We start from the raw sequence: 24,585 nt of genomic DNA on the forward strand, positions 1-24,585 counted from the left end.
GCTAGGAAGCCCCGTCGGGAAAATCGGTTTCGATCAGGTCGACCAGCGCCGCAACGGCGGCCTCCGCGTCACTGCCCGACGCCTCGATCTCGATCGTGCTGCCGTGTGCTGCGCGCATCGCCATGATCTTGGCCACGCTCTTGGCATTGATCCAATCGGCCGCGCCGGCGACCCGGACGGAAATCTGGGCCTGGAACTTCTTGGCAAGCTTGGTCAACTTGACCGCCGGGCGCGCATGCATGCCCACCGCGTGCACCAGCCGTACATTGCCGGTGAATATCTGTCCGTCCGCTTTGTCCAGCATGCTCATATTCCATCATCGCTTCGCCGACAGGTCAGTCGGCAGAGAGTTCCTCGGCCACGGCCTTCACCTGGGCCAGTGAGCTGCCGCCCGCTGCCTCGGTTGCCGCCATCACAGCGCCCTCGACGATCGGCGCGTTACATACGACGACGAGATCGCGGCGCGCGGGTTCCAGCATTTCAACCGCCATCTCGCTGTTGGTCTCGGCGCCGCCAAGGTCGACGAGGACAGCAACGCCCTTCGCCGACCACGCATTGTTGATGGCGTCGATGATCAGGGGAACGCTGGTACCCAATCCGCCGTCGGGATCACCGCCGCAGAAAGCCACCTTGACCTCGGTGCCGACCATCTGCCGCACCATGTCGGCAGTACCCTTGGCGATGTCCTGGGAGTGCGAGACGATCACGATACTCACGGTTTCGGTCATGGCTTCTCCTCCAGGCTCGCGCAGACTGCCTGCACGAGCAGGTAGCTCGAACGTGCGCCGGGATCGACGTGTCCGATGCTGCGCGCTCCGAGGAACGACGCCCGTCCCTTGGTCGCCTGCATCGGCGCGGTCCGCTCAAGCGCATCGGCTGCCGTGGTCCGGACCCGCGCGATCAGATCAGGCTGACCAGCCGCGCTCTTCAATGTCTCCAGCACGGGAACAAGCACATCCAGCATCGTCTTTTCGCCGACGTGCGAGCGGCCGCGCGCGCTGACCGCGTTCACGGCGTTGCCAAAGACGTCAGCGAGATCGTCAGGCAAATGCTTGTCATGCGAGAGTGCTTCGCCCGCGGCGAGAAAAAAGCTGCCGTAAAGCGGCCCGGAGGCGCCGCCGACCGTCATCACCAGGGTCTTGCCGATCATCTTCAGCGCTTCATCGAGCGGCTGTGCGGAGATCGCGTCGAGCTTGCCGAGCACAGCTTCGCATCCGCGCTTCATGTTCGTTCCGTGATCGCCGTCGCCAATCGCCTGATCCAGGGTCGTCAGCTCCGGCGCGCTGGCGATGACCTGCTCCGCGGCCACCTTGACCAGCGATTTGAACGTCTCAGGTTGCAGTGACATCGACTTGATCCTCTAGTGAACCATCGCAGGGATACGTTGCCCCGCGTGATCGAAACAGAGCGGATGCACAAGATGCAACTCGACCTCCTGGCCGGCCTGCAGCGGCTGATGCGGATCCGCAAGAGTCACCAGCATCTGCCCCTTATAGTCCAGGTGAACGTGATTCTGTTCGCCGAGGTGCTCGACGCGGTGTACGCGACCGATCATCTGGCCACCGTTGCGCGCCCCGATCTGCAGATGCTCGGTGCGGATGCCGACAGTCTCCGTTCCCGGCGGTATCGGCATCTCGGACAACAGACGAGCCGGTAGGACGTTGATCTGGGGCGTGCCGAGCCGCGAGGCCACATAGAGGCTGGAGGGATTTTCATAGATCTCCCGCGGCGTGCCGAGCTGAAGCAACTGGCCATCCCTGATCACGCCGATCCGGGAGGCCATCGTCATGGCCTCGACCTGATCGTGGGTCACGTAGAGAATGGTTGCGCCAAGCTCGCGCTGGATCCGCTTCAGCTCGAGACGGAGCTCCGCGCGGAGCTTCGCATCCAGCGACGAGAGCGGCTCGTCCATCAGGTAGATCGCGGGATCGCGCACCAGCGCGCGGCCGATGGCCACCCGCTGCATTTCGCCACCGGACAGGCGCGTTGCACGGTTGTTCAGCTTGCTTTCGATATGCAACAGCTCCGCCGTCTGCTCAACGCGCTTGCGAATCATTGGCTCCGGCACCCGCCGCGCGGGCGAGCGCATCGGAAACGCCAAATTGTCGTAGACCGTGAGATGCGGATACAGCGAATATTGCTGGAACACAAACGCGATATCCCGAGACCCTGGCGGTTCATGCGTCATGTCGCGCCCGTTGATCATGATCGAGCCGGTGTCGGGACTCTCAAGCCCGGTGATGAGCCGCAGCGTCGTCGTCTTGCCGGCGCCGCTTGGGCCCAGCAGGACCATGAATTCTCCGTCGTTGATCGTCAGCGAGAGCTCGCGCACCGCCTCCACCGTGCCGAAGCGCTTGCTGATGTTGCGCAGGACGACGTCAGCCATGTCGTGCGCGCTCCTCGTTGGCGGTCCGAATGGCGAGGCCGCTGCCGACGTCGAACAGCGCGACCCTCTCGGAACGGAATTCAAGACCGACCGTCTCGCCGATCTGCACCGACGCGCTCGACGGCAGCCGCGCCGCGACGCGTCCATGCGCCGTGTCGACGGTGACAATCTGCGTGGTGCCGAGATATTCAGCGCCGAACACCTCGCCGCGGACGGGCGCCGCGTCGGCGAAGCGGATATGCTCCGGACGGATCCCGAGCGCGAGTTCGCCGCTCGCGCGGTCCTCGCGGATCTCCGGGACCGCGATCCGCGTGTCATGGAACCTGATCGCCCGATCACCGGAGTGCAGGCCGCCCTCAAAGCGCAGAAAGTTCATGGGCGGCGAGCCGATGAAGTCGGCCACGAACATGCTCGCGGGCCGGTCATAGATCTCCTGCGGCGAGCCGATCTGCTCGACGTGTCCCTTGTTCATGACGGCGATCTGATCCGCCATCGACATCGCCTCGAGCTGGTCGTGCGTCACGTAGACCGTGGTCGCACCAATGCGGTCGTGCAAATCACGAAGCTCACCGCACATCAGATGACGAAACTCGGCGTCAAGCGCGCCCAGCGGCTCGTCCATCAAAAAAGCCTTCGGCCGCCTGACCATGGCGCGCCCGAGCGCGACCCGCTGCCGATCCCCGCCCGACAGTTTCGACGTCTTGCTCGACAGCAGATGTTCGATCCGCAACAGCCGCGCGGTCTCCTGCACTTGCTCGTGAATCTCACGTCGACCCATGCCCTGGCATTTCAGGGGAAAGCCGATGTTTTGCGCGACATTCATATGTGGGTAGAGCGCGAAGAGCTGGAAGACGAACGCGATGTCGCGCGCCGCCGCACGGCGGAACGTCACGTCCTCGCCATCCAGCAGAATGCTGCCTTCGGTCGGCAGTTCCAGCCCCGCAATCATGCGCAGCGTGGTGGTCTTGCCGCAGCCGGACGGCCCCAGCATCGCAAAGAAGGTGCCGTCGTCGATGGTGAAGTTCGAGCCTTGCACGGCCGTGAACTGATCGAACGATTTGCGCAAACTCTCGACGCGGATCTGAGCCATGTCTGCCGCCCTATTCCGGAAAATGACTTACGATCATGAAGCCGATCGTACCGACTAGGATGGTTATGAACGAATAGCTGTACAGATCGATCGACCAGGGCTGCACCAGCATGAAGATGCCGCCCCCGATCAAGCTCATCGCCCCAGCCTCCCAGGGCCCGCGACGGAACCAGCGAGCGATCCCGCCTTTGGCAACCGCAGAATCGCTCATTTGCGCACAGCTCCGAAGGTAATGCCGCGCAACAAATGCTTGCGCAACAACACGGTGAACAGGACGATCGGCAGGACGAACAGCGTGGTCGCGGCCGCAACGGCCGGCCAATCCTGCCCGCCCTCGCCGATGATGAAGGGAATGAATGGAGGCATGGTCTGGGCCTCGCCGCTCGTCAGGAGAACCGCGAAGGCATATTCGTTCCACGAGAAGATCAGGCAGAAGATCGCGGTTGCCGCGATTCCGGTGACGGCTTGCGGCAACACCACCTTGCGCAGGGCCTGCAGCCGCGTATAGCCGTCGACGAGGGCGGCCTCCTCATACTCGCGCGGGATCTCGTCGATGAACCCCTTGAGCAGCCAGACCGCGAGCGAGACGTTCACAGCGGTATAGAGCAGGATCATGCCGAGCCGCGTGTCGGTCAGGTTGAGCTCTCGGTACATCAGATAGATCGGGATCGCGACCGCGATCGGCGGCATCATTCGCGTCGAGAGGATGAAGAACAACAAATCGTCGGCGAGAGGAATGCGGAACCGCGAGAACGCGTAGGCCGCGAGCGTGCCGAGAAACACCGCCAGGAACGTCGACCCGAACCCGATGATCAGCGAGTTGACGAAGCGCGGCACCACCTTCGACGGTCCAGCGATGACCATGTCATGCTGGCGCACGAGCTTGTCATACCAGGTCTGCGGCGGCGGCAGCTTGGTGATGAAATCAGGCGTCTGGCGGGTGCGCACGGTAAACAGGTTCACGTAGCCTTCGAGGGTCGGCTCGAACAGCACCTTGGGCGGATAGGCAATGGCATCGCTCTGCGACTTGAACGCGGTGGCGACGATCCAGAGCATCGGCAGGATCGTGATCACGGCGTAGAGAATCACGAGACCACCGGCCACGGCCTTGCCACGCGGCGTGGCTTCGACGATGGAGTGAGCGGTGGACCTGGCCACGACGGGTTTGGCGACGGCAGCGGTCATCGTTGCTTCACCTTGTTGAGCGCTTTGACGTAGATGTTGGCGGCACCGAACACGGTCACGAACAGGATGATGGCGAGCGCGGAGGAATAGCCGGTGCGCCACTTCTCGAACGCCGCGCGCTTCAGCGTGATCGACACCAGTTCGGTGGTCGAGCCAGGTCCTCCCGACGTCAGGAGATTGACCATGTCGAACATCTTGAAGTTCTCGATCGCACGGAACAGCACCGCAAGCATCAGAAACGGTACCGCCATCGGCAGCGTGATCGACCAGAATTGCCGCAAGGGTGAGGCGCGATCGACCTCGGCCGCCTCATAGATGTAGTCGGGAATCGATCGGAGCCCGGCGAGGCAGATCAGCATGACGTAGGGAGCCCACATCCAGGTGTCGACGAGGACGATGGTCCAGGGCGCGAGCGCGACCTGCCCGGTCATGCTGAACGAGCTCGGCGGCACACCGGTGAACAGGCTGATCAGAGAGTTGAACGGCCCGATCTGCGGCTGCAACAGCAGTGTCCAGAAATTGCCGACCACCGCCGGCGACAGCATCATCGGCAGCAGGATGATCGTGGTCCAGAAACTATGACCACGAAACTGGCGGTTGATCAGGAGCGCCAGGCCAAAGCCGATGAACACCTGCAGCGCAACCGAGCAGATCACGAATTGCGCCGTCGTCTGCAGCCGGAGCCAGACGTCCTCATCGGTCAGGATGTCGCTGAAATTGTCGAGCCCGACGAACCGCAGCGGCAGATAGGACATGCTGAGATTGAGGTTGGTGAAGGACAGCCGGATCATCCACACCAGCGGAAAGATGTTGATCGCAAGCAACAGGAGAATCGTCGGGGCAACGAACAGCCAGGCGATGGTTCGGTCGGAAAGGCCGCGCGCGCGACGCGAGGCCCGAGATCTGGCGGGCTCGCTGACATCAGCCATCGCGGCATGATCAGGTTGAAGGATCGTCGTCATCTGGTCCATCGACTGGCTGGCTGGGGCTTCCCCGAGGCACCGCCCCGGGGAAGCAGTTCGGTTGGAGGATTGCCGCGTCTATTGCGACGCGACTTCCTTGCCTTGCTCCTTGAAGACCTTGGTCCAGTCCTTGACCAGGAGATCGAGCGCCTGTTGCGCCGTGCCCTTGTCGGCGACGACGTAGTCATGCACCCGCTTCTGCATGTCGAGCAGCAGTTGCGCGTAGGACGGCTCGGCCCAGAAGTCCTTGACGATTCCCATCGACTCCAGGAATTGCGGTGCGAACGCTGCGCTCTTCGGGAAATCGGGCGCATCGACCACCGCCTTCAGGGCCGAGTAGCCGCCAAGCTGCCACCACTTCTGCTGCACGGCGGGCTGCGCGAACCATTTGATGTAGGCGAGCGCGTCGTCCTTGTGGTCCGAGGTTGCTACGACCGAGATGCCTTGGCCGCCGAGCTGGGTGAAGTGTCCCTTGGGACCCGCCGGATTGACGAAGAAGCCGATCTTGTCGCCGCCAACATTCGGATCCTTGTAGAGACCGGGGAAGAAGGCGAACCAGTTCATCTGCATCGCCACCTGACCCGACTTGAAGGCATCGAGCCCTTCCTGCATGTAGGCGTTGGTCATGCCGGGCGCGGTGCAGCACTTGTAGAGTTCCTTGTAGAACTCAAGGCCCTTGGCCGCCTCCGGCGAATTGACGATACCCTGCATCTGATACGGCTTCTTCGGATTTTCATAGTTGAAGCCGTAATTGTAGAGCACGTTGGTCACGCCCATGGTGATGCCTTCCGAGCCGCGCTCGGTGAAGATGTAGGCGCCATAGACCTTCTTGCCGTCTATCTCGCGGCCCTGGAAGAACTCGCCGATCTGCTTCAACTCGTCATAGGTTTTCGGCGGCGCGAGATCGCGGCCGTACTTGGCCTTGAACGCAGATTGAATGTCAGGCCGCGAGAACCAGTCCTTGCGATAGGTCCAACCCACCGCATCGGCCATGGCCGGCAATGCCCAGTAGTTCGGCGTGTTCTTCGGCCACTGCGAATAGCCGACGACCGTCGCTGGGACGAAGTCGTCCATCGATATCTTCTCCTTGTCGAAGAAATCGTTGAGCTTGACGTACCACTTGTTCTCGGCGGCGCCGCCGATCCACTGGCTGTCGCCGATGATCAGGTCGCAGAGCTTGCCGTGGGAGTTGAGCTCGTTGAGGAAGCGATCGGCATAGCTCGTCCAGGGGACGAACTCGTATTTCATCTCGATGCCGGATTGCTTGGTGAAGTCCTTGCCCAGTTCGACCAGGGCGTTGGCCGGATCCCATGCCGCCCAGCACAGGGTGAGCTGCTTGCCTTCCGCTGCGGCTTGGCCACTGCCGAGCATTCCCAACGCAGCGACTGCAAGGATCGCCGACGCTGCTGCATTTCCTAACCAATTCAATCTTCGCATATCCGTTTCCTCCCTATCGTTGAAGCACCAAACCCGTTCGGCGCGTCCTGAAAGGGACGGCGCCGAGACCTGAATCCGAGTTGATGAGCGATGAGGGAGAACGAGACGGTCCCTTTCCGGAAACATGTCCGGACAGGATGGGCTCCTTCCCCACATCGGCTCGATGCGCGATGTTTAGTTTTTATTGTAGAACTAAACGTATTACTAAATTTTGGAGGCCGTCAAGCCGGTTTCCCGCAAGCCGGGTGAAAAGTTCGCTGCGCTCGCGTGCGCAAGCGCGACGTTCGCAATGCAGCATTATACATGATGATTTCGCGCACCAACGACCGCCGACCTGCTCGGCGAGAGTGACTCAGCCGATCCAAACAGCAGGAAAATCAGACGATTGGCTGTAGCCGTATGTTTAGCAAATGGCTTTACTGAACGTTCAATGATGTCATCGGAAGCGCGAGCAGGGCCCGGACCAGCCAGCGACTGGTTGACGTCAACTAACTGGATTAGACTGAGCCGGTATCAGTTCGGGGGCATGCCAGCATGAAGAATGACGAACTTCAGATCAATTTCCAGGCGTCAGCGAGTCTTCGCAAATGGCCATCGCTCAACAACGAGCGCCGCCCCGGTTCGGGTGCCTATGTGGTCGTTGATGGTACGCTCGATGACTGCATACGCGCGTTCATGTCAAAGCCGGCATCGGCGCGACATCTGTACGAAATCCACTGCACGCCGCAGCCGCCTTTGGTGACTGACGTTTTGTCGCATGAGCACGTCATTGAATTGGCCCGGCTGCGCGAATTCCTGTGATCGTCTCTGTTTTTCGACGGTCGTCACTACGGGAAAGCTGTGCTAACAAACCTGCTCTGACCCAAAGGAGCACCGATCGTGAAGAAGGCGACCAAGAAACGCGTTAAGCGGCGCGAGTGGACCAAGAGCGACATCAAAGAACTCAAGGCACACTCGAAGGCACGGACTCCCGTCGTCAAAATAGCCAAGACGACCAAGCGGACCGTCGGTGCGCTACGCCAAAAAGCGCTTCAACTCGGGATCGGCCTCGGACACCAGCGCTAGGGCTGCGCAACTACGAGCGGCACTACATTGTTGATGGGCGCCGCTCGTAGCAGCCGGCCCGATCGCTGACCGGCGACCAGCGCTATTTCTTCTGGCCTTGGGTAGAGCCCGGCTGCCAGTTCGCCGCCTTCTGGCTGGGTGCCGCAGCAATGACCTTGATCTTTTCCTTCTTGGGCTTCTTAGCTTCCCGACCGCCTCGCCGCTCGCCTTTACTAGTCATCTCAGTCTTCTCCTGCGCTTCGAAACAATGGAATTCGTCGGACGATAAGGCTTGCCCGCGCGGGGTGCAGATCCTCACGTCCATGTGGCCTTGCAAGTAGCCTTGCTGCCGAAGTCGTCTGACTTTACCGAGCGCACCGGTCGCCGCGCCGCGGCCGAAATATGCACGCAACGCTCAATCACCGGTGAATGCCGTAGGAATGCGGTGATCTCGGATCGTACGCCGGCATCCCGACAATAGCGAGCGCTAAAGCGCCCGGCGACGGCCGCGGCGGAATCACGCTGCGCGCCGCAGGGAAGCGCTTCAAGATAGCGATGGCTATTGCGGCCGAAGGGGCGCATGCTGCCACATCGGCACCGCTGGCGTAGTCGTTCGCGAAAAGGCAGGCGCGTGACCAACCGCTCCCAACGTGAGGTCGTTACCTTCAGGCACCCCTGCCGCATCAGGGGCATCGCTGACGCGCAACGCATTGACGCGAGCGCTTCCGATGTCTGACGAACCGCTCGATCTCGACAAGCATCGCGGCATGGCGGCAAAGAAAGCGACCGATCTCCGCCGTGCGCTGGCTGAGGTCGAAACCCATGCAAGGGAGCTGCGGGAGCGCCGAGCCGAGATCGAACATCATTTGCTGTCGTCCCCGGCCACGTCATGGGCGGAGGCGGCCGTCAAGGCGCGCTATGTCCTGAAGCTATATGCCGCGGGACTGCCGCAGGAAGATACCAAGCATCACGCGCTCGTCACGGCCATCCTTGATGATTTTGCCCGGCTCACCGAGCAGGGCTGAGGTATTGGTCGCTACGTCGCTTTGAAAGGAATGGGACACATGACGCTGATGCCTGGTCGTTTGATCGGATATGAATACGACAGGATGGTCGTCCGGTTCTCGATGCTCGATGGCGTCAGGGAGGTTCCTTGCGCGATCTCGACTTCTGCGATGGACGACCTGGAAGGTTCCGTTCGAGCGAAAGCAGAACAGCGCGAGGAACAGTTCATGCGGCTGCGTGAGCGCATCGAAGCCTGCGCCGACGGCAAATACCGGGCAACCGAACTCGAGGGCACGCCGCCGGGGATCATCTTGCGCAGCATCGATTTCCCGAAACAGAGATAGCGCTTCCTCTCTGTACACTATTTAACATTCGCCAACGCGTTTTGGGTGTAAGGTCTCCCGCACTATCGCCCGGCCTTTTGATATCCATCGGTAACCCAGATTTTTTCTCCCACCGCAAACAGGGAGATTTGCGTTGCCCGACGCGCAACTCACAAACAAGCTTTCGGTTCGCGAAACAGCGCGCCCCCGTTGTCCGTTGTGCCCCAGCGATATGGAGATCCTGCATGTCGCGTCGGGACGACCCGGCTTCGAGCATTGGACCTTGAGGTGCACCAGGTGCGGGCTGGTGCATCAAGCACAGGCCGCCGCGGATCCAATCAGTTCTGAAGCGTTGCGCTGGTGCGACGGCGAACTGAGACCGCCCAGATAAGGCGAATCGGATCGATTTCTTAAAGCGCAGAGGGCGGCATTTCCTGGATCAGCTCTGCCATTCGTCACCCCAGAGCTGGACGACATGGCCCGGCGTGACCTCGCGGTACTGCCGCGCGGGCGGATGATAGTCGGGGGCGCGCACGGGACTTCTGATCTCGTCGTTCGACACGCCACGTCTCGCAGTACGGCGCGCAGGATCAGGAATCGGCGCGGCTTTCATCAGCTTTTTCGTATAGGGATGTTGCGGATTCCCGAAAACCGCCGCGCGAGGACCGATCTCGACAATTTCGCCGAGATACATCACCGCGACGCGATGGCTCATCCGTTCCACGACCGCGATGTCATGGGAGATGAAGAGATAAGCCAGACCCATGCTCGCCTGCAGGTCGAGCATCAGGTTGACGACCTGGGCCTTGACTGAGACATCGAGAGCCGAGACCGCCTCGTCGGCAATAATCAGCTTGGGGCCAAGCGTCAGCGCGCGGGCGATGCAGATGCGCTGGCGCTGGCCACCGGAGAACTCGTGCGGGAAGCGCGAGGCCATGTCGGGGGTCAGCCCCACGCGAACGAGCAGATCGGCAACGATGTCGCGCGCTTGCGACGACGACGCGAGCCCGTTGGCATGCAGCGGCGCGGCAATCGCCGAACCGACCGACATGCGGGGATTGAGGCTTGCGAAGGGATCCTGAAACACCAACTGCATGTGCTTGCGAAACGCGCGCAACCTGCTCGCGTTCATGCCGAGAACATCCTGGCCATCGACCAGAATGGCGCCGCTGTCGGGCTGAACCAGCTTGAGAATCGATCGGCCTGCGGTCGACTTTCCGCAACCGGACTCGCCGACCAGCGCCAGCGTTTCCCCCGCACGCAGACTGAAGGAGACGTTCTCGACCGCGTGAACGCGGCCCGAAACCCTTCCAAACAGTCCCGACCGGATCGCAAAGCGCGTGGTCAGGTTGGTGACCTCGAGTACCGGGCGCCCCACGGCATCGACTGTATCCGGCGTCTCCGTCGGCTCGTCCGACGTCCCGGTCACCTTGTCGACGACAGGAAAACGCATCGGCCGCGGCCGTCCTTCCATGGAGCCGAGACGCGGCACGGCCGCGAGCAACGCGCGGGTATAGGGGTGCGCCGGGGCAGCGAAGATCCGCGCCGTCGTGTCGATCTCCACGGCCTGACCATCATACATCACCACGGTGCGATCGGCGATTTCGGCCACCACTCCCATGTCGTGCGTGATGAAGAGGATCGACATCCCCTCTTCCTCCTGCAGGACCTTGAGGAGCTCCAGGATCTGCGCCTGAATCGTGACGTCGAGCGCGGTCGTCGGCTCATCTGCGATCAGCAGCTTCGGCTTGCAGGCCAGCGCCATCGCGATCATCACGCGCTGGCGCATGCCGCCGGAGAACCGATGGGGATGTTCGTGGAAACGCGATTTCGCGGCGGGGATGCGCACACGCTCGAGCAGGCGAACGGTCTCGGCCTCGGCTGCCGAGCGCGACATGCCGCGATGGCAGATCAGCGCTTCGGCGATCTGCAAACCGATGGTCAGCACCGGATTGAGGCTTGTCATCGGCTCCTGGAAGATCATGGCGACTTCGTTGCCACGCACCTCCTTCATCCGCAGCTCTGGCAACGTCAGGAGATCGCGGCCGACCAGCTCGATGCTGCCCTGGATGCGCCCGCTCTCCTGCGAAATAAGCCGCATGATGGAAAGGGCAGTAACGCTCTTGCCCGAGCCCGACTCCCCGACAATGGCTACGGTTTCCTTGGCGGCAACGTCGAACGACACGTTCCTGACCACTGGTACCCATTGCCCATCGCGCATGAACGAGGTGATCAGACCTGAGATCGACAGCACCGGGCTCTGCCGTGCGCCAGGTGAGCTCGGCTCGCCGGCCGGCTTCGCGGCGGCAGCGGGTTGGTCAGGTCCACGAGAGCCAATACTCATCCTGAAGCCTTCAATGCATGGTTTCAGTAGCCGCGTTCACGATCGACGCGACCTGGCAATGCTTCGCCGCGGCGATGGCGAGCGATGGTGTCGAGCACGAATTCAACCGCGGTTTCCGGCGTCGTCATGCTCGCATTGTGCGGTGTCAGGAGAACCCGCGGATGGCTCCAGAAAGGATGGCCAGCGGGCAGCGGCTCGGGTTCGGCGACGTCGAGAACGGCAGCCGACAGCGCGCCGTGATCGAGAGCCGCGATGAGATCAGCTTCGACCAGATGACCGCCTCGCCCGACGTTAAGAAGCCGGGCACCACGCGGCAGACGCTCGAAAAGGTCGGCGTTCAGAATGCCGCGCGTCTCGCCCGTCAGAGGCAGCAGGCAGATCAGGATATCGGTCTGCGCGAGAAAGTCTGCGAGCGCGTCCGCGCCCGAATAGCAGGTGACGCCCCCGATGGTGCGCGGCGAGCGGTTCCAGCCCGCGAGCGGAAAGCCGAACGTTTTGAGACGCGCCAGCACGGCCTGGCCAAGCAGACCCAGTCCCATCACGCCGACGCGCCGTTTCGCGGCCGGTGTGATCCGGATTTCGCACCAAATTTGCTCGCGCTGCTGCGCGATGAACTCCACGAGATCACGGTGCAGTGCGAGCACCGCCATAGTGACGTAGTCAAGCATGCTCTCCGTGATGCCGGGCTCCAGCATGCGGACGATCGGGATATACGCCGGCACCTTCGAGGCGTCGAACTGGTCGACCCCCGCGCCGACCGAGAAGATCAGCTTGAGATTAGGGAAGGTCGCCGCGATATCGTCCGGTGGCACCCACGTTGCGAGATAGTGCACTTGCGCGGGGTCGCCGATATCGGGCCAGAGCCGGAACGGCAGGTCGGGTGCGCGCTCGGCAAAGAAGCTGGCCCATTCCGCGCCACGAACCGCATTTGCCTTGTAAAGGAACGTCATGCCGCCGCCCGCATCCAACGCGTTCAGAACGGGCTGACCGGCGCGAGCGGCCGGCCATCGATGAGACGCATATGGCTGTAAGCTGCCGGATCGACCAGCGGCGCAGCGCCCGTCGCGATGTCGGCGGCAAGCTTGCCGGCCGCCGGACCGATGCCGAATCCGTGGTCGCTGAAGCCGGTCGCAAGGAAGAAGCCCGGCAGCGCATCGACGGACGAGATCACCGGAATGGTATCGGGTGTGCAATCGATGGTGCCGCCCCAGGCTTCCGCGACTTCGATGTCCTTCAGCTCGGGATTTGACTTGATCAGCGCGGCCAATGCCGAATTGACCAGCGACATGTCCGGCGCCGGATCGCGCACGCGCTCCGCTTCGAACGGCGACGGCGTGTCGAAGCTCCAGCTCGTGCCACGCATGACCTGATCGAAGAACGACTTCCCGAACGACAGCTTCAGCCCGTTGCGGCGATGCTTGTAGGTCGGCCAGAAGGTCCGCGCGTAACGAAAGAGATCCGGCGACAGCTCCACCGTGCCGCGGTTGCGGAGCGCCAGCGTGAAGCCGCCGTCGAGGCGGCGGCGAATGCAATAGAAGTCGGTGCCGAGGGCACCGGACGTGATCTCCGGCCCCGGTGTGGTGCGGCATGCGGTTGCGTTGACCAGACCGATCGGGAGCTCGATGCCGTGGCGCCGACAGAACAGCGACGACCACGCCCCTCCCGCAAGCAGCACGGATTGCGCGCGAATGGTCCCCTTCTCGGTGACAACAGCGCTGACCTGGCCGCCCTGCGTCTCGAGCCCGCGCGCGGCGCAGCCCTGATGGATCGTCACGCCGTGCTTGCGCGCGGCCGCTGCGAGCGCAGGCACCGCCATCGACGGTTCGGCGCGCCCGTCGCTCGGCGTGTACAGGCCACCGATCCAGGCCTCGGCGTTGCCAGGCATGCGCTCGGCGATCTCGGCAGGCGACAGGATCGACGAGTGAACCTGCAGTTCGCGCGCGGTCTCGGCCCACTTCTCCCAGCCGGCCAGCTCCTGCGGATTCTTGGTCAGGAACAGGACGCCGGTGCGCCGAAAGCCGGCATCGACACCGGCATCGTTCTGCATGTCGTCCCACAGACGCAGGGCCTCGCGGGCCAGCGGAATCTCGGCGCGCGCACGGCCCTGCTGGCGGCACCAGCCCCAGTTGCGGCTCGACTGCTCGGCGCCGACATGCCCTTTCTCGACCAGGGCAACGGAATGCCCCTTCTTCGCCAGATGATAGGCCGCCGAGACGCCGATGACGCCGCCGCCGATGACGACGACGTCCACCTGCGCAGGCAAGCGCTCGTCGCTGGTTATACGGTTGAGCGGGGGGGACATGATGCTCTCCTGACAATCAGTCTGATCGAAGCCTGTTGGCGCTTCATGGGATGTTCATCCGCGGATCGAGTGCGTCGCGCAGCCCGTCGCCGAGGAAGTTGAAACTGGTCACCGCAAGCGTGATGGCAACACCCGGCGCGATCGCGAGCCAGGGCGCACTGGTCAGATAGATCTGGGCATTGTTGAGCATGTTGCCCCAGCTCGCGGCCGGCGGCTGGATGCCATAGCCGAGGTAGCTGACATAGGATTCGAGCAGGATGGCCTTGGCGACGTTGAGCGTGGCCGCCACCACGATCGGCGCCATCGCATTGGGCACCAGTTCGCGGAACATGATCCGCAGGTTCGAAGAGCCGAAAGCTATGGCGGCGACCGCGAAATCGCGCTCCCGAAGCGAGCGGACCTGAGCCTCTACCACACGGGCGACGCCCATCCATGCGGTGGCCGCGATCAGCACGGTGGTCGTGACCAGACCAGGCTCGGTCAGCGCCGCGAGCGCCAGCAGCAGAAAGATCGCCGGAAAGCACAGTACCGCGTCCACAAGCCGCATCAGTACCGCGCCGGGAACACCGCCATAGAATCCGGCGAACGCGCCGACGACGATACCGACGGCCATCGCAATCACCATTGCAACGATGCCGATTGCGAGCGAGATACGACCTCCCATCATCAGCCGCGCCAGCACGTCGCGGCCGAGCTCGTCCGTGCCGAGGAGATGGGCTCCGGACAAAGGCGGCGCGAACCGCTTCATGACGTCGATGTAAGTATCGTCGAACGGCAGCAGATAAGGTCCGAACGTCGAGCCCAGGACGAGGACCAGAATGATCACAGCCCCCGCCAGCGCGAGCCGATGACGGCGGAAGCGCCGCCAGGCGGCCTGACCGGGCGTGGGCTGGACGAGTGCTAGGACCGCCGTGCTCATCGCCTATCCCACCCGGATACGTGGATCGACGACGGCATAGAGGATGTCGGCGAGGAGCGAACCGAGCAGCACCATCGTCGCCGAGAACATCAGAATGCCCATCACCACCGGATAGTCACGATAACCGATGGAATCGAGAAACAAGCGGCCCATGCCGGGCCAGGTGAACACGGTCTCCGTGACCAGCGCGCCGCCGAGCAGCGTTGGAAACTGAAGGCCCGCAACGGTGATCATCGGCAGCAGCGCGTTACGCAATGCATGCCGTGTCAGGATGCGCCATTCCGGAATCCCCTTGGCCCGCGCCGTGCGGATGTAATCCTGATTGATGACCTCGAGCATGGAGGAGCGCATGAAGCGCCCCCACATCGCGGTCTCGACCAGCGCCAGTACCAAGGCCGGCGCGATCAGATGATACAGAAGGTCGAGCAGCGAGCCGTCGCCAATCGTCGACCGGTTGCCGGACGGCAACCAGTCGAGCTTCACCGAAAACACATAGATCGCGACGAGCCCGAACCAGAAGGTCGGAATGGATAGCGCGATCATGGCGCCAACGGTCGCAAGCGTGTCGAACAGCGAATAGCGGCGCAGGGCGCCAAGCACACCAATCCACGAGCCGAGCAGCACCGCAATGATGGTCGCGGTCGCCATCAATTCGAACGTGGCACCGAGATGCGAACCGATCACGGACAGCACGCCTCCACCATCCCGGTAGGAGTGGCCCCAGTCACCTCGAATCATGCGGCCGAACCAGTCGAGATACTGAATCGGAAGCGGACGATCGAGGCCCAACTGCCTGGAGACGCGATCGAGGTCCTCCTGCGACATTTGCGACGAGACCGCGTATTGCGAAAGTGGACCGCCAGGCGCCAGATGCAGGATCGCAAAACCGATCGCGGAAACGATCACCAGCAACATCATCGCCTGCGCCAGGCGATTGGCGACGTAACGGGCCATTTCAGCTAATCCCGCGGAGCGGACGCATCAGGCCCAGTACCATTCGCGCACGTTCCAGCAGTTGGACGAGGTGTTGATGTTGGGGCGGAAACCCTGCAACCCCTCCTTCACGCCCTCCGCGACAAAGCCCTGGAACAGCGGCAGGATAGCGAGGTCGTTACGGACGAGCTTCTGAAGGTCGCCGTAGATCACCTTGCGTTGCGCAAGGTCAAACTGCCTGGCGCCCTCGGCGAGCAGCCGGTCGGCCTCCGGGCTCTGGTATTGATAGGTGTTGTAACCACGGCCGCCCTTGGCAGGAATGGCGCCGGACCCGAAGCGCGGCGTCACGTCCGGGTCACTGCCCAGCATGAAGTTCACGGACACCAGGACCGAATTGAACTTCGACTGCTGCCAGAAGTCTCCCCAAATCACCGCCGCTGGCATGTTGTTGACCCGCATCGCAGCGCCGATCGCACGCCAATCCTGGACCAACAATTGCTGTGTTTGTTCGCGCACGGCATTGCCGGATGTCGTCGAGTTGGTGAATTCGAGCTTGACGCCGGCTTTCTCGCGGACGCCGCCGGCGCCCCGGACCCATCCCGCGGCGTCGAGCAGCGCGTTGGCTTTTGCAGGATCATAGACGTGCTGCGGCAGCCCTTGCTGGAACGACCATGCCTCTTGGGGCACGAAGCTCTCGGTCTGCACCGGCAGGCCGTAGTTCAGCGCATCGATGATCGCTTTCTTGTTGATCGCGAAATAGAGCGCCTCGCGTACCGCGCGGTCGGCGAAAGGGCCGAATTCGAGGTTCGGTGCGATATGCTCCACCGAGGCCATCGAGGAGACGATGATCTTGTGGCCGCGCAACGTTTTCGCCTCCTGCACAAAGTTCGGCAGGATGCCTTGCAGGCCGGTGTAGTCGACCTGACCGGTGCGGAATTGCGTGTAGAGAACGGTCAGATCGGGGATGTATTTGAAGATCAGGCGCTCCAGATAAGGCCCCTTGCCGTGGTAGGCGCTATTGGCATTCAACTGAATGTGGTCGCCGGGCACGCGCTCGCCCCAGCGAAATGGTCCGGTCCCGACCGGCGCATTGTTGAACGGCGAGCTGTTCGGGTCGGACACCTTCTCCAGGATATGCCTGGGCACGATGAACGTCAGAGACAGGATCGACATATAAGGCGAATAGGGTGCCTCCATTCGCCAATGGATCTCGTCGGGGGCAACGACCTCGATGTCCTTGACCAGGCTGTGACCGACGCGATTGCGCACGCGGAAGTCCGGGTTGTTGATCAGTCCGAGGGAAAACTTGACGTCATCAGCCGTAAACGCTGTGCCGTCGTGCCACTTTACGTCGCTGCGCAGCTTGATCTTCCAGGTCAACCCATCGGCCGACAATCCGCCATTCTCGATGGTCGGGACTTCGCGGGCGAGATCGGGAACGAAGTTGCCCTCGCTGTCGATGAACCAAAGCGGCGAGAACACCTGCCACCAGACGCCCTGATCGACCTCGATGCCGGGCATCAGGGGATGAAAGACCGTGGGCTCCTGTGACAGAGCCGCAATCACCTGCCCACGCGGCTTGCCTGGTGGATTGGCCGGACGCTCGGTCTGCGCAAATGCGGACCCCGCTAGGGTCCATGCCGCCGCAGCGCTCGTGCCAAGCTGGATGAACTGGCGCCGGTTAGGACTGCCGAAGGGTATTTTCGGCGCCGGGACGCCGAACTTGCCGGTTTCGTCTGCCATGACCCGCCTCCGTACCTGCACGCCATCGGCTTTCGCGGCCCGAACCTCGCAAGCGAGGTGCGGGACGAGTGATCAAGCTTTAGGCAGCATGAATATTCTTATCAAAATTTCATCACAGCTAAATATTTGTGTCAATGCTATTGATGGACCGCGTCGATTTGTTCAATCAGGCTAACTTGCCCGGGTGTCTGGCGGGCGAGCAGTTGAGCGACGACGGCACAGGAGAACGACATGAGTGACGGCAGCAGCGCGACCGCTCCCAAGGACGCCCAAACGATCGAACGCGACGAGGCGGGCGACCAGCGTCTCGGCGAGACCGTGCGACTCCTCCGCCAGCGTGCAGGGTTCTCGATTCAGGACGTCGCCACCCGCACCGGCCTGTCCACCGGCATGATCAGCCAGCTCGAACGCGCGCGCGCCATGCCATCCGTGCGCACGCTGCGCCTGCTCAGCATCGCCCTCGACGTGCCGATTTCCTATTTCTTCGAAGCCAGCGATGCCGGCGAACCTCAGCGCTACATCGTGCGAAAGGGCAATCGACGGCTGCTTCGGCTCACCGCCAGCGGCGTCGTCAAGGAAGCGCTCACGCCGGCAGGCAAAGGCGAGCTCGAACTCTACGAACTCACGCTCAATCCGGGCGGCTCTTCGGGCACCGATTTCTTCCAGCACACCGGTGAGAAGGCCGGCTACATCCTGTCCGGCAGCCTGCGTCTGTGGCTCGACCATCAGGCGCATGTGCTCGAGGCGGGCGATAGCTTCCGCTTCCCGAGCATCGTGCCGCACATGTTCGACAATCCGACACAGCAGGTCGCGCGCGTCATCTGGGTGACCACGCTGCACCAAGCCGATCCGCCGGCCGGTTGAAATCGCAACCGCATGAGCGGCAGCGCTGCTTCAGCCCTTGAGCGCAGTCACCACCACTTCAATGAGAGCGCTGCCGCCGAGATCGGCAACGCCGACGGTCGCACGCGCAGGCAGATTGTCGCCGAAGAACTCGGTCCAGACCGCATCCATCTCCTTCTTCCCTGAGAGATCGGTGACGAAGATCGACGCGCTGACCACGCGCGACGGATCGGTTCCCGCCTCTTTCAGATAACCGGCGATCTTGCCAAGGATGTTGCGGGTCTGCTCGCCCATCGAGACGCTGGTGTCGTCGGCGATCGTGCCGCCGACGAAGACGAAGCCGTTGGCTTCGACTGCGCGGTGCATGATCGGGGTGCGGATGCTGCGGGTGACGCTCATGATGTCCTCGTACTGGCTCTAAGATGTGGAAGGATGGAAACGGTCGATGCCGAGCTCGCCGATCCGGGTCTGCGTGCCGCCGTTGACGATCAGCTCCGCCATGACGGCGCCGGCACCGGGGCCGAGCTGGAAGCCGTGCAGCGAGAAGCCGAACTGGTGATAAAGCCCTTTGTGACGGACACTGGGTCCCAGCACCGGCAGATCATCTTGTGTCTTGGCCTCGATGCCGGCCCAGGCCCGAACGATGGTCGCGCCGCGCATGACCGGAAACAGCTCGAACACGGTGCGGGCGCTCACGGCGAGGCCGCGCCAATCCAGCACGGTCTCGTTGCGGTCCTGGTCCGGCGTCGCCAGATGGCCGCCGCCGATCAGCACGGTGCCGTTGGCGAATTGCTTGAAGGACAGCTTGCGGCCGCGCAGGATCACGACGGGATCGAGGAAGTGCGGCACGCGTGATGTGATCATCAGCATCGGCGCCACGGTCTCGACCGGGACCGGCTCGCCGAGGTCGGCGGCGATCCGTCCGGCCCACGCGCCGGCGGCATTGACGAGCACCGGCGCGGCATAGCTGTCCGCGCCAACATCGACCTGCCACAGCCCGTCGCGGTGCCGGATATTGCTCGCAGCCACGCCTTCGCAGACCGTAGCGCCCAGCAACGCCGCCTTGCGCCGAAACGCTGTCGTCGTCTGGGCGGGATTGGCCGCGCCATCGCGCCGCGACACCACGCCACCAGGGCAGCTGTCGGCCACCGCAGGCACCAGCCGCCGCAACTCAGCTCCGTCAATCAGCTCTTCATGGGTGAAGCCAAGCGCGTTCAGCTCCGCGACGCGGGCACGGCATGTCGCCATTTCGGCGTCATTCTCCGCGACCAGAACCTGGCCGCGGCTTTCGAAGCTGCAGTCGTCGTCGAGCAGCTCGGCGATCCGCTCCCAGATTTCCATCGAGCGGATCGAAAGCGGAATCTCCGGGACGTGCCGCGCCAGCTGACGGACGCCGCCCGCATTGACGCCGGACGCATGCCGGCCGGCGTAGTCCTTCTCGATCAGCACGGGCTTCATGCCCGCGAGGCACAAATGAAGCGCTGTCGAGCATCCGTGGATGCCGCCACCGACGACGATCGCATCCACGAGCCTGGTCATTGGCGCGCCACCGACTTGATGTCGGCCTCCGTCTTCGGAACCGAGGCAAGCTCCGCCAGCGTGATCGGCTTCACCGGTGCGCGCAGCCGATAGTAACCGATCTCCTGCGGACTCTTGCCGCGGGCCTGTGCCATCAACTCGGTGACGGTGAGACCGCAGAGCCGCCCCTGGCACGGACCCATGCCGGTGCGGCGATAGGCCTTGAGCTGGTTCGGCCCGGTCGCGCCGATCGCAACCGCGTCGAGAATATCCTTCGCCGTCACCTCCTCGCAGCGGCAGACGACTGTATCGCCCGAGGGGATGCGAAACTGCGGCGCCGGACGGAACAGCGTGTCGAGAAACGCGCGGCCACGCTCCGACTGCGCCAAGGCCGTCCGCAACGTCGCCATGGCCGTGAGCTTCGCGGCAGCCATAGGCGCGAGCGCCTCCACCGCGGCGCGCGCCGCGATGCGGCCGCGACACACAGCAGCTCCTGCGCCTGCGATCCCGGCGCCATCGCCTGCGATTGCGATACCATCGATCGACGAATTGCCGTCCTGATCAAGCACCGGCGACCAGCACAATTGCCGCTCATCCCAGCGATGGTCGATACCAGCCGCCATCGCGAGATTGACGTTGGGCACGACGCCCTGATGCAGCAACAGCAGATCCGCGGCGATCGTCTCGCGCCGGTTACCAGCCGCATAACTCACGGATGCGATCTGGCCTTCGCCGGCTGCGGCGAGTTCCGTGACCCGGGAGATAACAGGGACCTTCGCCTTCACCTCCCGCATCAGGGCAAGGCCCTTGGCGAAATAGGGTGAGGTCAGAAAGGCGAAGGCGTGAGGCAGCGCGGCGAGATAATTGCGGCGCTCGGTGGTATCGAGGATGCGATCGACGCGGCCACCAAGGCGCAGAATCTGCGCCGCAAGCAGCCACAGCAGCGGCCCCTGCCCAGCGATCACCGTGCGCGCGTCCGGCACCAGCGCCGATGATTTCAGCATGGTCTGCGCAGCGCCCGCGGTCATCACGCCGGGCAGCGTCCAGCCCGGAATTGCAAACGGCCGCTCCAGCGCACCGGTCGCGAGGATCACACGCCGAGCCTTGACGAAGGCCGAGACGCCGCCGGCAGAAATCGCGATCTCGAGATGACGATCGAGGCTCCAGACCGTCGCTTGCTGGATGATCTCGGCACCGCTCGCGCGCAATGCCTGAACGAGTTCCGCACCCGCCCAATAGTCGGCACCGAGGCGGTCGCGCTCCACTACCGGGGTCGACGCGATGGCGCGCCAGACCTGGCCGCCGGGTCCGGCATTCTCGTCGAGCAGCAGCGTCGATAATCCGGCCTCCGCCGCAGTCGTGGCCGCGGCGAGCCCGGCCGGCCCGGCCCCGATCACCACGACGTCATAGCTGTCGCGCTTCGGTGTCGTGGTCATTTTCCGATCTCCCGCTTACCCTTCTGGATCTCGATCTGCATGCCCTCGGCGACCGGCACCATGCAGCCCTGGCGGTTGCCGACGCCGTCGATGGTGACGAGACAGTCGAAGCAAACACCCATCATGCAATAGGGCAGTCGCGGTGCGCCGCTCACCGCCGTCGCACGGCGGACGTCGCGGCCTGATGCGAGCAGCGCCGCAGCAACCGAGTCGCCCTCGTGCGCCGCAATGGCTGCGCCGTCCACGAACACCTGCACGGCTGGTCTGTTATCCTGATCGGATCGCTTGAACATTGAGATGCCTCCGGGCCTCTATCAGCTGTCAATCATTGCCGCGCCGTCGCCTGCGAAGCGACGCGCCGAGAACGCGCCGACCAGTTCCGGCTCGAGCGCCCCCGCTGCGACCATGCGCGCGACGTCGAAGGCGTGGTTGGGGGCGAGCGTCACGCCGGAATGGCAGCAGGCCACGAATGCTCCCGGATGACTTTCCGACTGGTCATAGATCGGGAAGCCATCCTGCGGCATCACGCGGATGCCGGCCCAGCTCCTGACGACATTGAGCCGAGCCAAATGCGGGAACATCCGCTGGGCGCGATCGGCCATCGCAGCGCTGATCGGATGTCTCAGCACCCGATCGTCGAGCTCGTCTTCCTTGCTGTCTCCGATCATCACCGTGCCCTCGTCGGTTTGGCGGATCGTGGTCAGCGGATGCGGCAGGAACGGCATGGTGCGCTCGGTCACCACAATCTGCCCTCGGGTCGGGCCCATCGGCGCCGACAGGCCGACCATCGGCGCCAGCGTCTGATTGGCATTCCCGGCGGCAAGCACGATCTTGCCGGCATGGATCTCGCCTTTCGGCGTCGACAGACGGAATTCACCGCGATCGTGAGAGATCACCGAAACCGGCCGCTCCGGGAAATAGTCGATGCCGAACTGCGTGAAGCCGGTATGGAACGCGCGGAAGGTGCGCAGCGAATTCACGTGCCCATCGAGCGGACAGAAGCTGCCGCCGGAGACCTCCGGGCCGATCAGCGGCAGCATCTTCCTGACCTCGGATGCCGGCAGCATCTCCATCCGATAGTCGGCCGCGCCGACCTGGTTGTGCATGCGAGTGACGAGTTGGCTGCGCTGCTCGAACTCGGCATCGCCGAGCGTCAGATGGAAGCCGCCATTGCGCTGGTGGCAAACGTCGAGGCCGGTTTGCTCCTTCAACTCGGTCGCGAGCCTGCTCCAGCTCTCCGACGCCCACACGGTCCAGCCGGTATAGGCCGGCATGCGCAATCCCTTGCTCTGCACCCACACCAACGCGAAGTTGGCACGCGAGGCGCGCTTGGCGATGTCGCCCTCGTCGAGGACGGCAACCGTCTTGCCGAGCCGGCCGAGACCCCAGGCGATCGCGGAGCCGAGCAGCCCGCCGCCGACAATGGCGACGTCATAGTCCCTGTGCATGAGTTCTCCTATCGCCCCGTGTCGCTCTTGCCGGCGAGGACGCGGTCGAGCCCGTAGAAGCGGTCGAGCAGAATCAGCGCTGTCATGGTGACCGCGATCACGCTGGCCGAAACCGACGTCACCAGCGGATCGATGTTGTCCTGGATATAGAGGAACATGCGCACCGGCAGCGTCTCGGTGCCCGGCGCGGCCAGGAACACAGTCATGGTCAAATCATCGAAGGACTGGATGAAGGCGAGCGCCCAGCCCGAGATGACTCCCGGAAGGATGAGCGGCAATGTCACACGGCGGAACAGGGTCCAGCCGCCGGCCCCGAGCGAGATCGCCGCCATCTCGACCGAACGATCCATGCCGGTGGCCGCCGCGAGCGTCAGCCGCAGCGCGAACGGAAACACCACGATCACATGCGCTATGATCAGCGCCGGAAAGCTGCCGCCCATTCCGATCGAGGTGAAGAAGCGGAGGAAGGCGATGCCGAGCACGACGTGAGGAATCATCAGCGGCGACAGGAACAGCGCCGCGAGCGCATCGCGACCGCGAAACCTGTAGCGCGCGATCGCGAGCGCCGCCGGAACCGCGAACAGCAACGCCACGAAGGAGGACAGCGCGCCGAGGCCGAGGCTGATCCAGAAGGCGTGGACGAATTCAGGATAGTTCGCGATCTCCCTGAACCAGCGCAGCGAGAAGCCGTGGGTCGGCAGCGACAGATATCCCTCGGGCGTGAAGGCGACGAGACAGACCACGACGATCGGCGCCAGCATGAAGATGACGAACAACGCGTGGAAGATCAGCGCGAGCGGGCCGTTCCGTCTCATCGGAACGCCTCGGCGTACCGCCGCTCGATCAGCGCGTTGCTGCCGACCACGATCAGCACCAGCGCGACCAGCAGCAGGATGGCAACCGCCGCGCCAAGCGGCCAATTCAGCGTGTTGAGAAACTCGTCATAGGCCAATGTCGCCGCGACCTTGAGCCTGCGGCCGCCGATGATCGCGGGAGTGGCGAATGCGCTCGCCGAGAGCGAGAACACGATGATCGCGCCCGACAGCACGCCCGGCACGATCTGCGGCAGGATGATGCGGCGAATGACGGTCGGCGCGCTGGCGCCGAGCGAGAGCGCGGCATTCTCAATCTGTGGATCGAGCCGCTGCAGCGCAGCCCACACCGACAGCACCATGAACGGCATCATGACATGGGCGAGCGCGACCACCATGCCGGTCTCGGTGAACATGAAGCGCAGCGGCGCGCCGATCAGCCCGAGCGACATCAGGAGCTTGTTGACCAGGCCGTTGTTGCCGCCGAACAGCAACGCCCAGCCGAGCGTGCGCGCCACCACCGAGATCAGCAGAGGCCCGAGGATCACGAGCAGGAAGAAGCTCTTCCAGCGCCCGCTCATGCGATTGAGGATGTAGGCCTCCGGTGCACCGAGCACGGCGGTGATCAGCGTGGTGAGCAATGCGATGCGGAACGTCCGCAGGAACATCTCGGCGTAATAGGGATCCGTCGCGATCTCGCGCCAGTTCTTCAGGATGAAGACCGCCTCGATGCCCTTGTACTGGCCCCAATCGTGAAACGACAGTATCACGGTCATCGCGAGCGGAATCAGCAGCACCCCGACGAACAGCATCAGCGCGGGCGCCGTCAGCACCCAGGGCGCGCGGTTGGCCTGC

Annotated in this window: 28 protein-coding genes; 5 read left to right on the forward strand and 23 right to left on the reverse strand. The window is 63.4% G+C overall.

The window, feature by feature from the left end:
* Position 1: 1 nt before the first annotated feature.
* The 9 genes from ACP2YO_RS36570 to ACP2YO_RS36610 all read right to left on the reverse strand — a co-directional run bounded on the left by ACP2YO_RS36570 (position 2) and on the right by ACP2YO_RS36610 (position 6,994).
* Positions 2-304 carry an HPr family phosphocarrier protein gene (locus tag ACP2YO_RS36570; RefSeq protein ID WP_426435922.1) on the reverse strand — a complete coding sequence of 101 codons (303 nt, stop codon included), beginning with the start codon at positions 302-304 and terminating at the stop codon, positions 2-4.
* A 31-nt stretch (positions 305-335) separates the two neighbouring features.
* Positions 336-728 carry a dihydroxyacetone kinase phosphoryl donor subunit DhaM gene (gene dhaM, locus ACP2YO_RS36575; RefSeq protein ID WP_426435923.1) on the reverse strand — a complete coding sequence of 131 codons (393 nt, stop codon included), beginning with the start codon at positions 726-728 and terminating at the stop codon, positions 336-338.
* Positions 725-1,348, reverse strand: coding sequence for a dihydroxyacetone kinase subunit DhaL (gene dhaL / locus ACP2YO_RS36580; RefSeq protein ID WP_426435924.1), 624 nt, complete (start codon positions 1,346-1,348; stop codon positions 725-727). Before dhaL ends, dhaM begins: the two co-directional genes overlap by 4 nt.
* 12 nt (positions 1,349-1,360) lie before the next feature.
* Positions 1,361-2,386: an ABC transporter ATP-binding protein gene (locus tag ACP2YO_RS36585; RefSeq protein WP_426435925.1), complete on the reverse strand. Its 1,026-nt coding sequence runs from the start codon at positions 2,384-2,386 to the stop codon at positions 1,361-1,363.
* On the reverse strand, positions 2,379-3,476 hold the full coding sequence (locus ACP2YO_RS36590; protein ID WP_426435926.1) for an ABC transporter ATP-binding protein: 1,098 nt from the start codon (positions 3,474-3,476) through the stop codon (positions 2,379-2,381). The genes ACP2YO_RS36585 and ACP2YO_RS36590 overlap by 8 nt, the downstream gene beginning before the upstream one ends.
* A gap of 10 nt (positions 3,477-3,486) precedes the next feature.
* Positions 3,487-3,615, reverse strand: a complete 129-nt coding sequence (locus ACP2YO_RS36595) for a hypothetical protein (protein ID WP_426435927.1) — start codon at positions 3,613-3,615, stop codon at positions 3,487-3,489.
* A gap of 68 nt (positions 3,616-3,683) precedes the next feature.
* Entirely contained in the window at positions 3,684-4,661 is a 978-nt protein-coding gene (locus ACP2YO_RS36600) for a carbohydrate ABC transporter permease (protein ID WP_426435928.1), read from the reverse strand.
* A complete protein-coding gene (locus ACP2YO_RS36605) occupies positions 4,658-5,632 on the reverse strand; it encodes a carbohydrate ABC transporter permease (protein ID WP_426435929.1) in 975 nt (324 codons plus the stop codon). The genes ACP2YO_RS36600 and ACP2YO_RS36605 overlap by 4 nt, the downstream gene beginning before the upstream one ends.
* A gap of 69 nt (positions 5,633-5,701) precedes the next feature.
* Positions 5,702-6,994, reverse strand: coding sequence for an ABC transporter substrate-binding protein (locus ACP2YO_RS36610; RefSeq protein ID WP_426443402.1), 1,293 nt, complete (start codon positions 6,992-6,994; stop codon positions 5,702-5,704).
* Positions 6,995-7,594: 600 nt separating this feature from the next.
* Between ACP2YO_RS36610 and ACP2YO_RS36615 the strand changes: the two genes are divergently transcribed.
* On the forward strand, positions 7,595-7,861 hold the full coding sequence (locus tag ACP2YO_RS36615) for a hypothetical protein (RefSeq protein WP_426435930.1): 267 nt from the start codon (positions 7,595-7,597) through the stop codon (positions 7,859-7,861).
* 78 nt (positions 7,862-7,939) lie between these two features.
* Entirely contained in the window at positions 7,940-8,125 is a 186-nt protein-coding gene (locus ACP2YO_RS36620) for a hypothetical protein (RefSeq protein WP_426435931.1), read from the forward strand.
* 82 nt (positions 8,126-8,207) lie between these two features.
* On the opposite strand, the gene ACP2YO_RS36625 is transcribed toward ACP2YO_RS36620, so the two are convergent.
* Positions 8,208-8,516 carry a hypothetical protein gene (locus ACP2YO_RS36625; protein WP_426435932.1) on the reverse strand — a complete coding sequence of 103 codons (309 nt, stop codon included), beginning with the start codon at positions 8,514-8,516 and terminating at the stop codon, positions 8,208-8,210.
* 316 nt (positions 8,517-8,832) lie between these two features.
* Here ACP2YO_RS36625 and ACP2YO_RS36630 point away from each other — a divergent pair, with 316 nt between their 5' ends.
* Both ACP2YO_RS36630 and ACP2YO_RS36635 read left to right on the forward strand, forming a co-directional pair.
* The gene (locus ACP2YO_RS36630) at positions 8,833-9,129 is read left to right on the forward strand and encodes a hypothetical protein (protein WP_426435933.1); all 297 of its coding nucleotides are present in this window, start codon (positions 8,833-8,835) and stop codon (positions 9,127-9,129) included.
* Between the two features lie 39 nt (positions 9,130-9,168).
* Positions 9,169-9,453 (forward strand): DUF1488 domain-containing protein, encoded by a 285-nt coding sequence (locus ACP2YO_RS36635; protein WP_426435934.1) that lies wholly within the window; start codon positions 9,169-9,171, stop codon positions 9,451-9,453.
* Between the two features lie 418 nt (positions 9,454-9,871).
* Here the strand turns inward: ACP2YO_RS36635 and ACP2YO_RS36640 are convergent, their stop codons facing one another.
* The 6 genes from ACP2YO_RS36640 to ACP2YO_RS36665 are packed head-to-tail and all read right to left on the reverse strand — an operon-like array spanning position 9,872 to position 17,673.
* Entirely contained in the window at positions 9,872-11,776 is a 1,905-nt protein-coding gene (locus tag ACP2YO_RS36640; RefSeq protein WP_426435935.1) for a dipeptide ABC transporter ATP-binding protein, read from the reverse strand.
* Positions 11,777-11,799: 23 nt separating this feature from the next.
* Positions 11,800-12,726, reverse strand: coding sequence for a 2-hydroxyacid dehydrogenase (locus tag ACP2YO_RS36645; protein WP_426435936.1), 927 nt, complete (start codon positions 12,724-12,726; stop codon positions 11,800-11,802).
* Between the two features lie 23 nt (positions 12,727-12,749).
* Positions 12,750-14,078 (reverse strand): NAD(P)/FAD-dependent oxidoreductase, encoded by a 1,329-nt coding sequence (locus ACP2YO_RS36650; protein ID WP_426435937.1) that lies wholly within the window; start codon positions 14,076-14,078, stop codon positions 12,750-12,752.
* A gap of 43 nt (positions 14,079-14,121) precedes the next feature.
* Positions 14,122-14,997 (reverse strand): ABC transporter permease, encoded by an 876-nt coding sequence (locus ACP2YO_RS36655; protein WP_426435938.1) that lies wholly within the window; start codon positions 14,995-14,997, stop codon positions 14,122-14,124.
* Positions 14,998-15,000: 3 nt separating this feature from the next.
* The gene (locus tag ACP2YO_RS36660; protein WP_426435939.1) at positions 15,001-15,951 is read right to left on the reverse strand and encodes an ABC transporter permease; all 951 of its coding nucleotides are present in this window, start codon (positions 15,949-15,951) and stop codon (positions 15,001-15,003) included.
* A gap of 27 nt (positions 15,952-15,978) precedes the next feature.
* Positions 15,979-17,673 carry a peptide ABC transporter substrate-binding protein gene (locus tag ACP2YO_RS36665; protein WP_426435940.1) on the reverse strand — a complete coding sequence of 565 codons (1,695 nt, stop codon included), beginning with the start codon at positions 17,671-17,673 and terminating at the stop codon, positions 15,979-15,981.
* A gap of 231 nt (positions 17,674-17,904) precedes the next feature.
* On the opposite strand from ACP2YO_RS36665, the gene ACP2YO_RS36670 reads away from it, so the two are divergent.
* The gene (locus ACP2YO_RS36670) at positions 17,905-18,537 is read left to right on the forward strand and encodes a helix-turn-helix domain-containing protein (protein WP_426435941.1); all 633 of its coding nucleotides are present in this window, start codon (positions 17,905-17,907) and stop codon (positions 18,535-18,537) included.
* A 30-nt stretch (positions 18,538-18,567) separates the two neighbouring features.
* Here the strand turns inward: ACP2YO_RS36670 and ACP2YO_RS36675 are convergent, their stop codons facing one another.
* Genes ACP2YO_RS36675 through ACP2YO_RS36705 form a run of 7 tightly spaced genes read right to left on the reverse strand, consistent with a single transcriptional unit; the run spans position 18,568 to position 24,542 of the window.
* Positions 18,568-18,915 (reverse strand): RidA family protein, encoded by a 348-nt coding sequence (locus tag ACP2YO_RS36675; protein WP_426435942.1) that lies wholly within the window; start codon positions 18,913-18,915, stop codon positions 18,568-18,570.
* Positions 18,916-18,933: 18 nt separating this feature from the next.
* Positions 18,934-20,055, reverse strand: coding sequence for an NAD(P)/FAD-dependent oxidoreductase (locus ACP2YO_RS36680; RefSeq protein ID WP_426435943.1), 1,122 nt, complete (start codon positions 20,053-20,055; stop codon positions 18,934-18,936).
* Complete coding sequence (locus tag ACP2YO_RS36685) at positions 20,052-21,470, reverse strand: NAD(P)/FAD-dependent oxidoreductase (RefSeq protein WP_426435944.1); 1,419 nt, start codon at positions 21,468-21,470, stop codon at positions 20,052-20,054. Before ACP2YO_RS36685 ends, ACP2YO_RS36680 begins: the two co-directional genes overlap by 4 nt.
* Entirely contained in the window at positions 21,467-21,763 is a 297-nt protein-coding gene (locus ACP2YO_RS36690) for a (2Fe-2S)-binding protein (protein ID WP_426435945.1), read from the reverse strand. Before ACP2YO_RS36690 ends, ACP2YO_RS36685 begins: the two co-directional genes overlap by 4 nt.
* 21 nt (positions 21,764-21,784) lie before the next feature.
* Positions 21,785-22,918 (reverse strand): NAD(P)/FAD-dependent oxidoreductase, encoded by a 1,134-nt coding sequence (locus tag ACP2YO_RS36695; RefSeq protein ID WP_426435946.1) that lies wholly within the window; start codon positions 22,916-22,918, stop codon positions 21,785-21,787.
* An 8-nt stretch (positions 22,919-22,926) separates the two neighbouring features.
* Positions 22,927-23,733: an ABC transporter permease gene (locus ACP2YO_RS36700; RefSeq protein WP_426435947.1), complete on the reverse strand. Its 807-nt coding sequence runs from the start codon at positions 23,731-23,733 to the stop codon at positions 22,927-22,929.
* Positions 23,730-24,542 (reverse strand): ABC transporter permease, encoded by an 813-nt coding sequence (locus tag ACP2YO_RS36705; protein ID WP_426443403.1) that lies wholly within the window; start codon positions 24,540-24,542, stop codon positions 23,730-23,732. Before ACP2YO_RS36705 ends, ACP2YO_RS36700 begins: the two co-directional genes overlap by 4 nt.
* Positions 24,543-24,585 lie beyond the last annotated feature (43 nt).

Origin of the sequence: Bradyrhizobium genosp. P, assembly GCF_049949265.1 — a bacterium.
Lineage (GTDB): Bacteria > Pseudomonadota > Alphaproteobacteria > Rhizobiales > Xanthobacteraceae > Bradyrhizobium.

Coding starts and splice junctions, on each gene's coding strand:
- ACP2YO_RS36570 (WP_426435922.1), bottom strand. CDS start 304: ATGCTGGACAAAGCGGACGGACAGATATTCACCGGCAATGTACGGCTG.
- dhaM (WP_426435923.1), bottom strand. CDS start 728: ATGACCGAAACCGTGAGTATCGTGATCGTCTCGCACTCCCAGGACATC.
- dhaL (WP_426435924.1), bottom strand. CDS start 1,348: ATGTCACTGCAACCTGAGACGTTCAAATCGCTGGTCAAGGTGGCCGCG.
- ACP2YO_RS36585 (WP_426435925.1), bottom strand. CDS start 2,386: ATGGCTGACGTCGTCCTGCGCAACATCAGCAAGCGCTTCGGCACGGTG.
- ACP2YO_RS36590 (WP_426435926.1), bottom strand. CDS start 3,476: ATGGCTCAGATCCGCGTCGAGAGTTTGCGCAAATCGTTCGATCAGTTC.
- ACP2YO_RS36595 (WP_426435927.1), bottom strand. CDS start 3,615: ATGAGCTTGATCGGGGGCGGCATCTTCATGCTGGTGCAGCCCTGGTCG.
- ACP2YO_RS36600 (WP_426435928.1), bottom strand. CDS start 4,661: ATGACCGCTGCCGTCGCCAAACCCGTCGTGGCCAGGTCCACCGCTCAC.
- ACP2YO_RS36605 (WP_426435929.1), bottom strand. CDS start 5,632: ATGGACCAGATGACGACGATCCTTCAACCTGATCATGCCGCGATGGCT.
- ACP2YO_RS36610 (WP_426443402.1), bottom strand. CDS start 6,994: ATGCTCGGCAGTGGCCAAGCCGCAGCGGAAGGCAAGCAGCTCACCCTG.
- ACP2YO_RS36615 (WP_426435930.1), top strand. CDS start 7,595: ATGAAGAATGACGAACTTCAGATCAATTTCCAGGCGTCAGCGAGTCTT.
- ACP2YO_RS36630 (WP_426435933.1), top strand. CDS start 8,833: ATGTCTGACGAACCGCTCGATCTCGACAAGCATCGCGGCATGGCGGCA.
- ACP2YO_RS36635 (WP_426435934.1), top strand. CDS start 9,169: ATGACGCTGATGCCTGGTCGTTTGATCGGATATGAATACGACAGGATG.
- ACP2YO_RS36640 (WP_426435935.1), bottom strand. CDS start 11,776: ATGAGTATTGGCTCTCGTGGACCTGACCAACCCGCTGCCGCCGCGAAG.
- ACP2YO_RS36645 (WP_426435936.1), bottom strand. CDS start 12,726: ATGACGTTCCTTTACAAGGCAAATGCGGTTCGTGGCGCGGAATGGGCC.
- ACP2YO_RS36650 (WP_426435937.1), bottom strand. CDS start 14,078: ATGTCCCCCCCGCTCAACCGTATAACCAGCGACGAGCGCTTGCCTGCG.
- ACP2YO_RS36655 (WP_426435938.1), bottom strand. CDS start 14,997: ATGAGCACGGCGGTCCTAGCACTCGTCCAGCCCACGCCCGGTCAGGCC.
- ACP2YO_RS36660 (WP_426435939.1), bottom strand. CDS start 15,951: ATGGCCCGTTACGTCGCCAATCGCCTGGCGCAGGCGATGATGTTGCTG.
- ACP2YO_RS36665 (WP_426435940.1), bottom strand. CDS start 17,673: ATGGCAGACGAAACCGGCAAGTTCGGCGTCCCGGCGCCGAAAATACCC.
- ACP2YO_RS36670 (WP_426435941.1), top strand. CDS start 17,905: ATGAGTGACGGCAGCAGCGCGACCGCTCCCAAGGACGCCCAAACGATC.
- ACP2YO_RS36675 (WP_426435942.1), bottom strand. CDS start 18,915: ATGAGCGTCACCCGCAGCATCCGCACCCCGATCATGCACCGCGCAGTC.
- ACP2YO_RS36680 (WP_426435943.1), bottom strand. CDS start 20,055: ATGACCAGGCTCGTGGATGCGATCGTCGTCGGTGGCGGCATCCACGGA.
- ACP2YO_RS36685 (WP_426435944.1), bottom strand. CDS start 21,470: ATGACCACGACACCGAAGCGCGACAGCTATGACGTCGTGGTGATCGGG.
- ACP2YO_RS36690 (WP_426435945.1), bottom strand. CDS start 21,763: ATGTTCAAGCGATCCGATCAGGATAACAGACCAGCCGTGCAGGTGTTC.
- ACP2YO_RS36695 (WP_426435946.1), bottom strand. CDS start 22,918: ATGCACAGGGACTATGACGTCGCCATTGTCGGCGGCGGGCTGCTCGGC.
- ACP2YO_RS36700 (WP_426435947.1), bottom strand. CDS start 23,733: ATGAGACGGAACGGCCCGCTCGCGCTGATCTTCCACGCGTTGTTCGTC.
- ACP2YO_RS36705 (WP_426443403.1), bottom strand. CDS start 24,542: ATGCTGTTCGTCGGGGTGCTGCTGATTCCGCTCGCGATGACCGTGATA.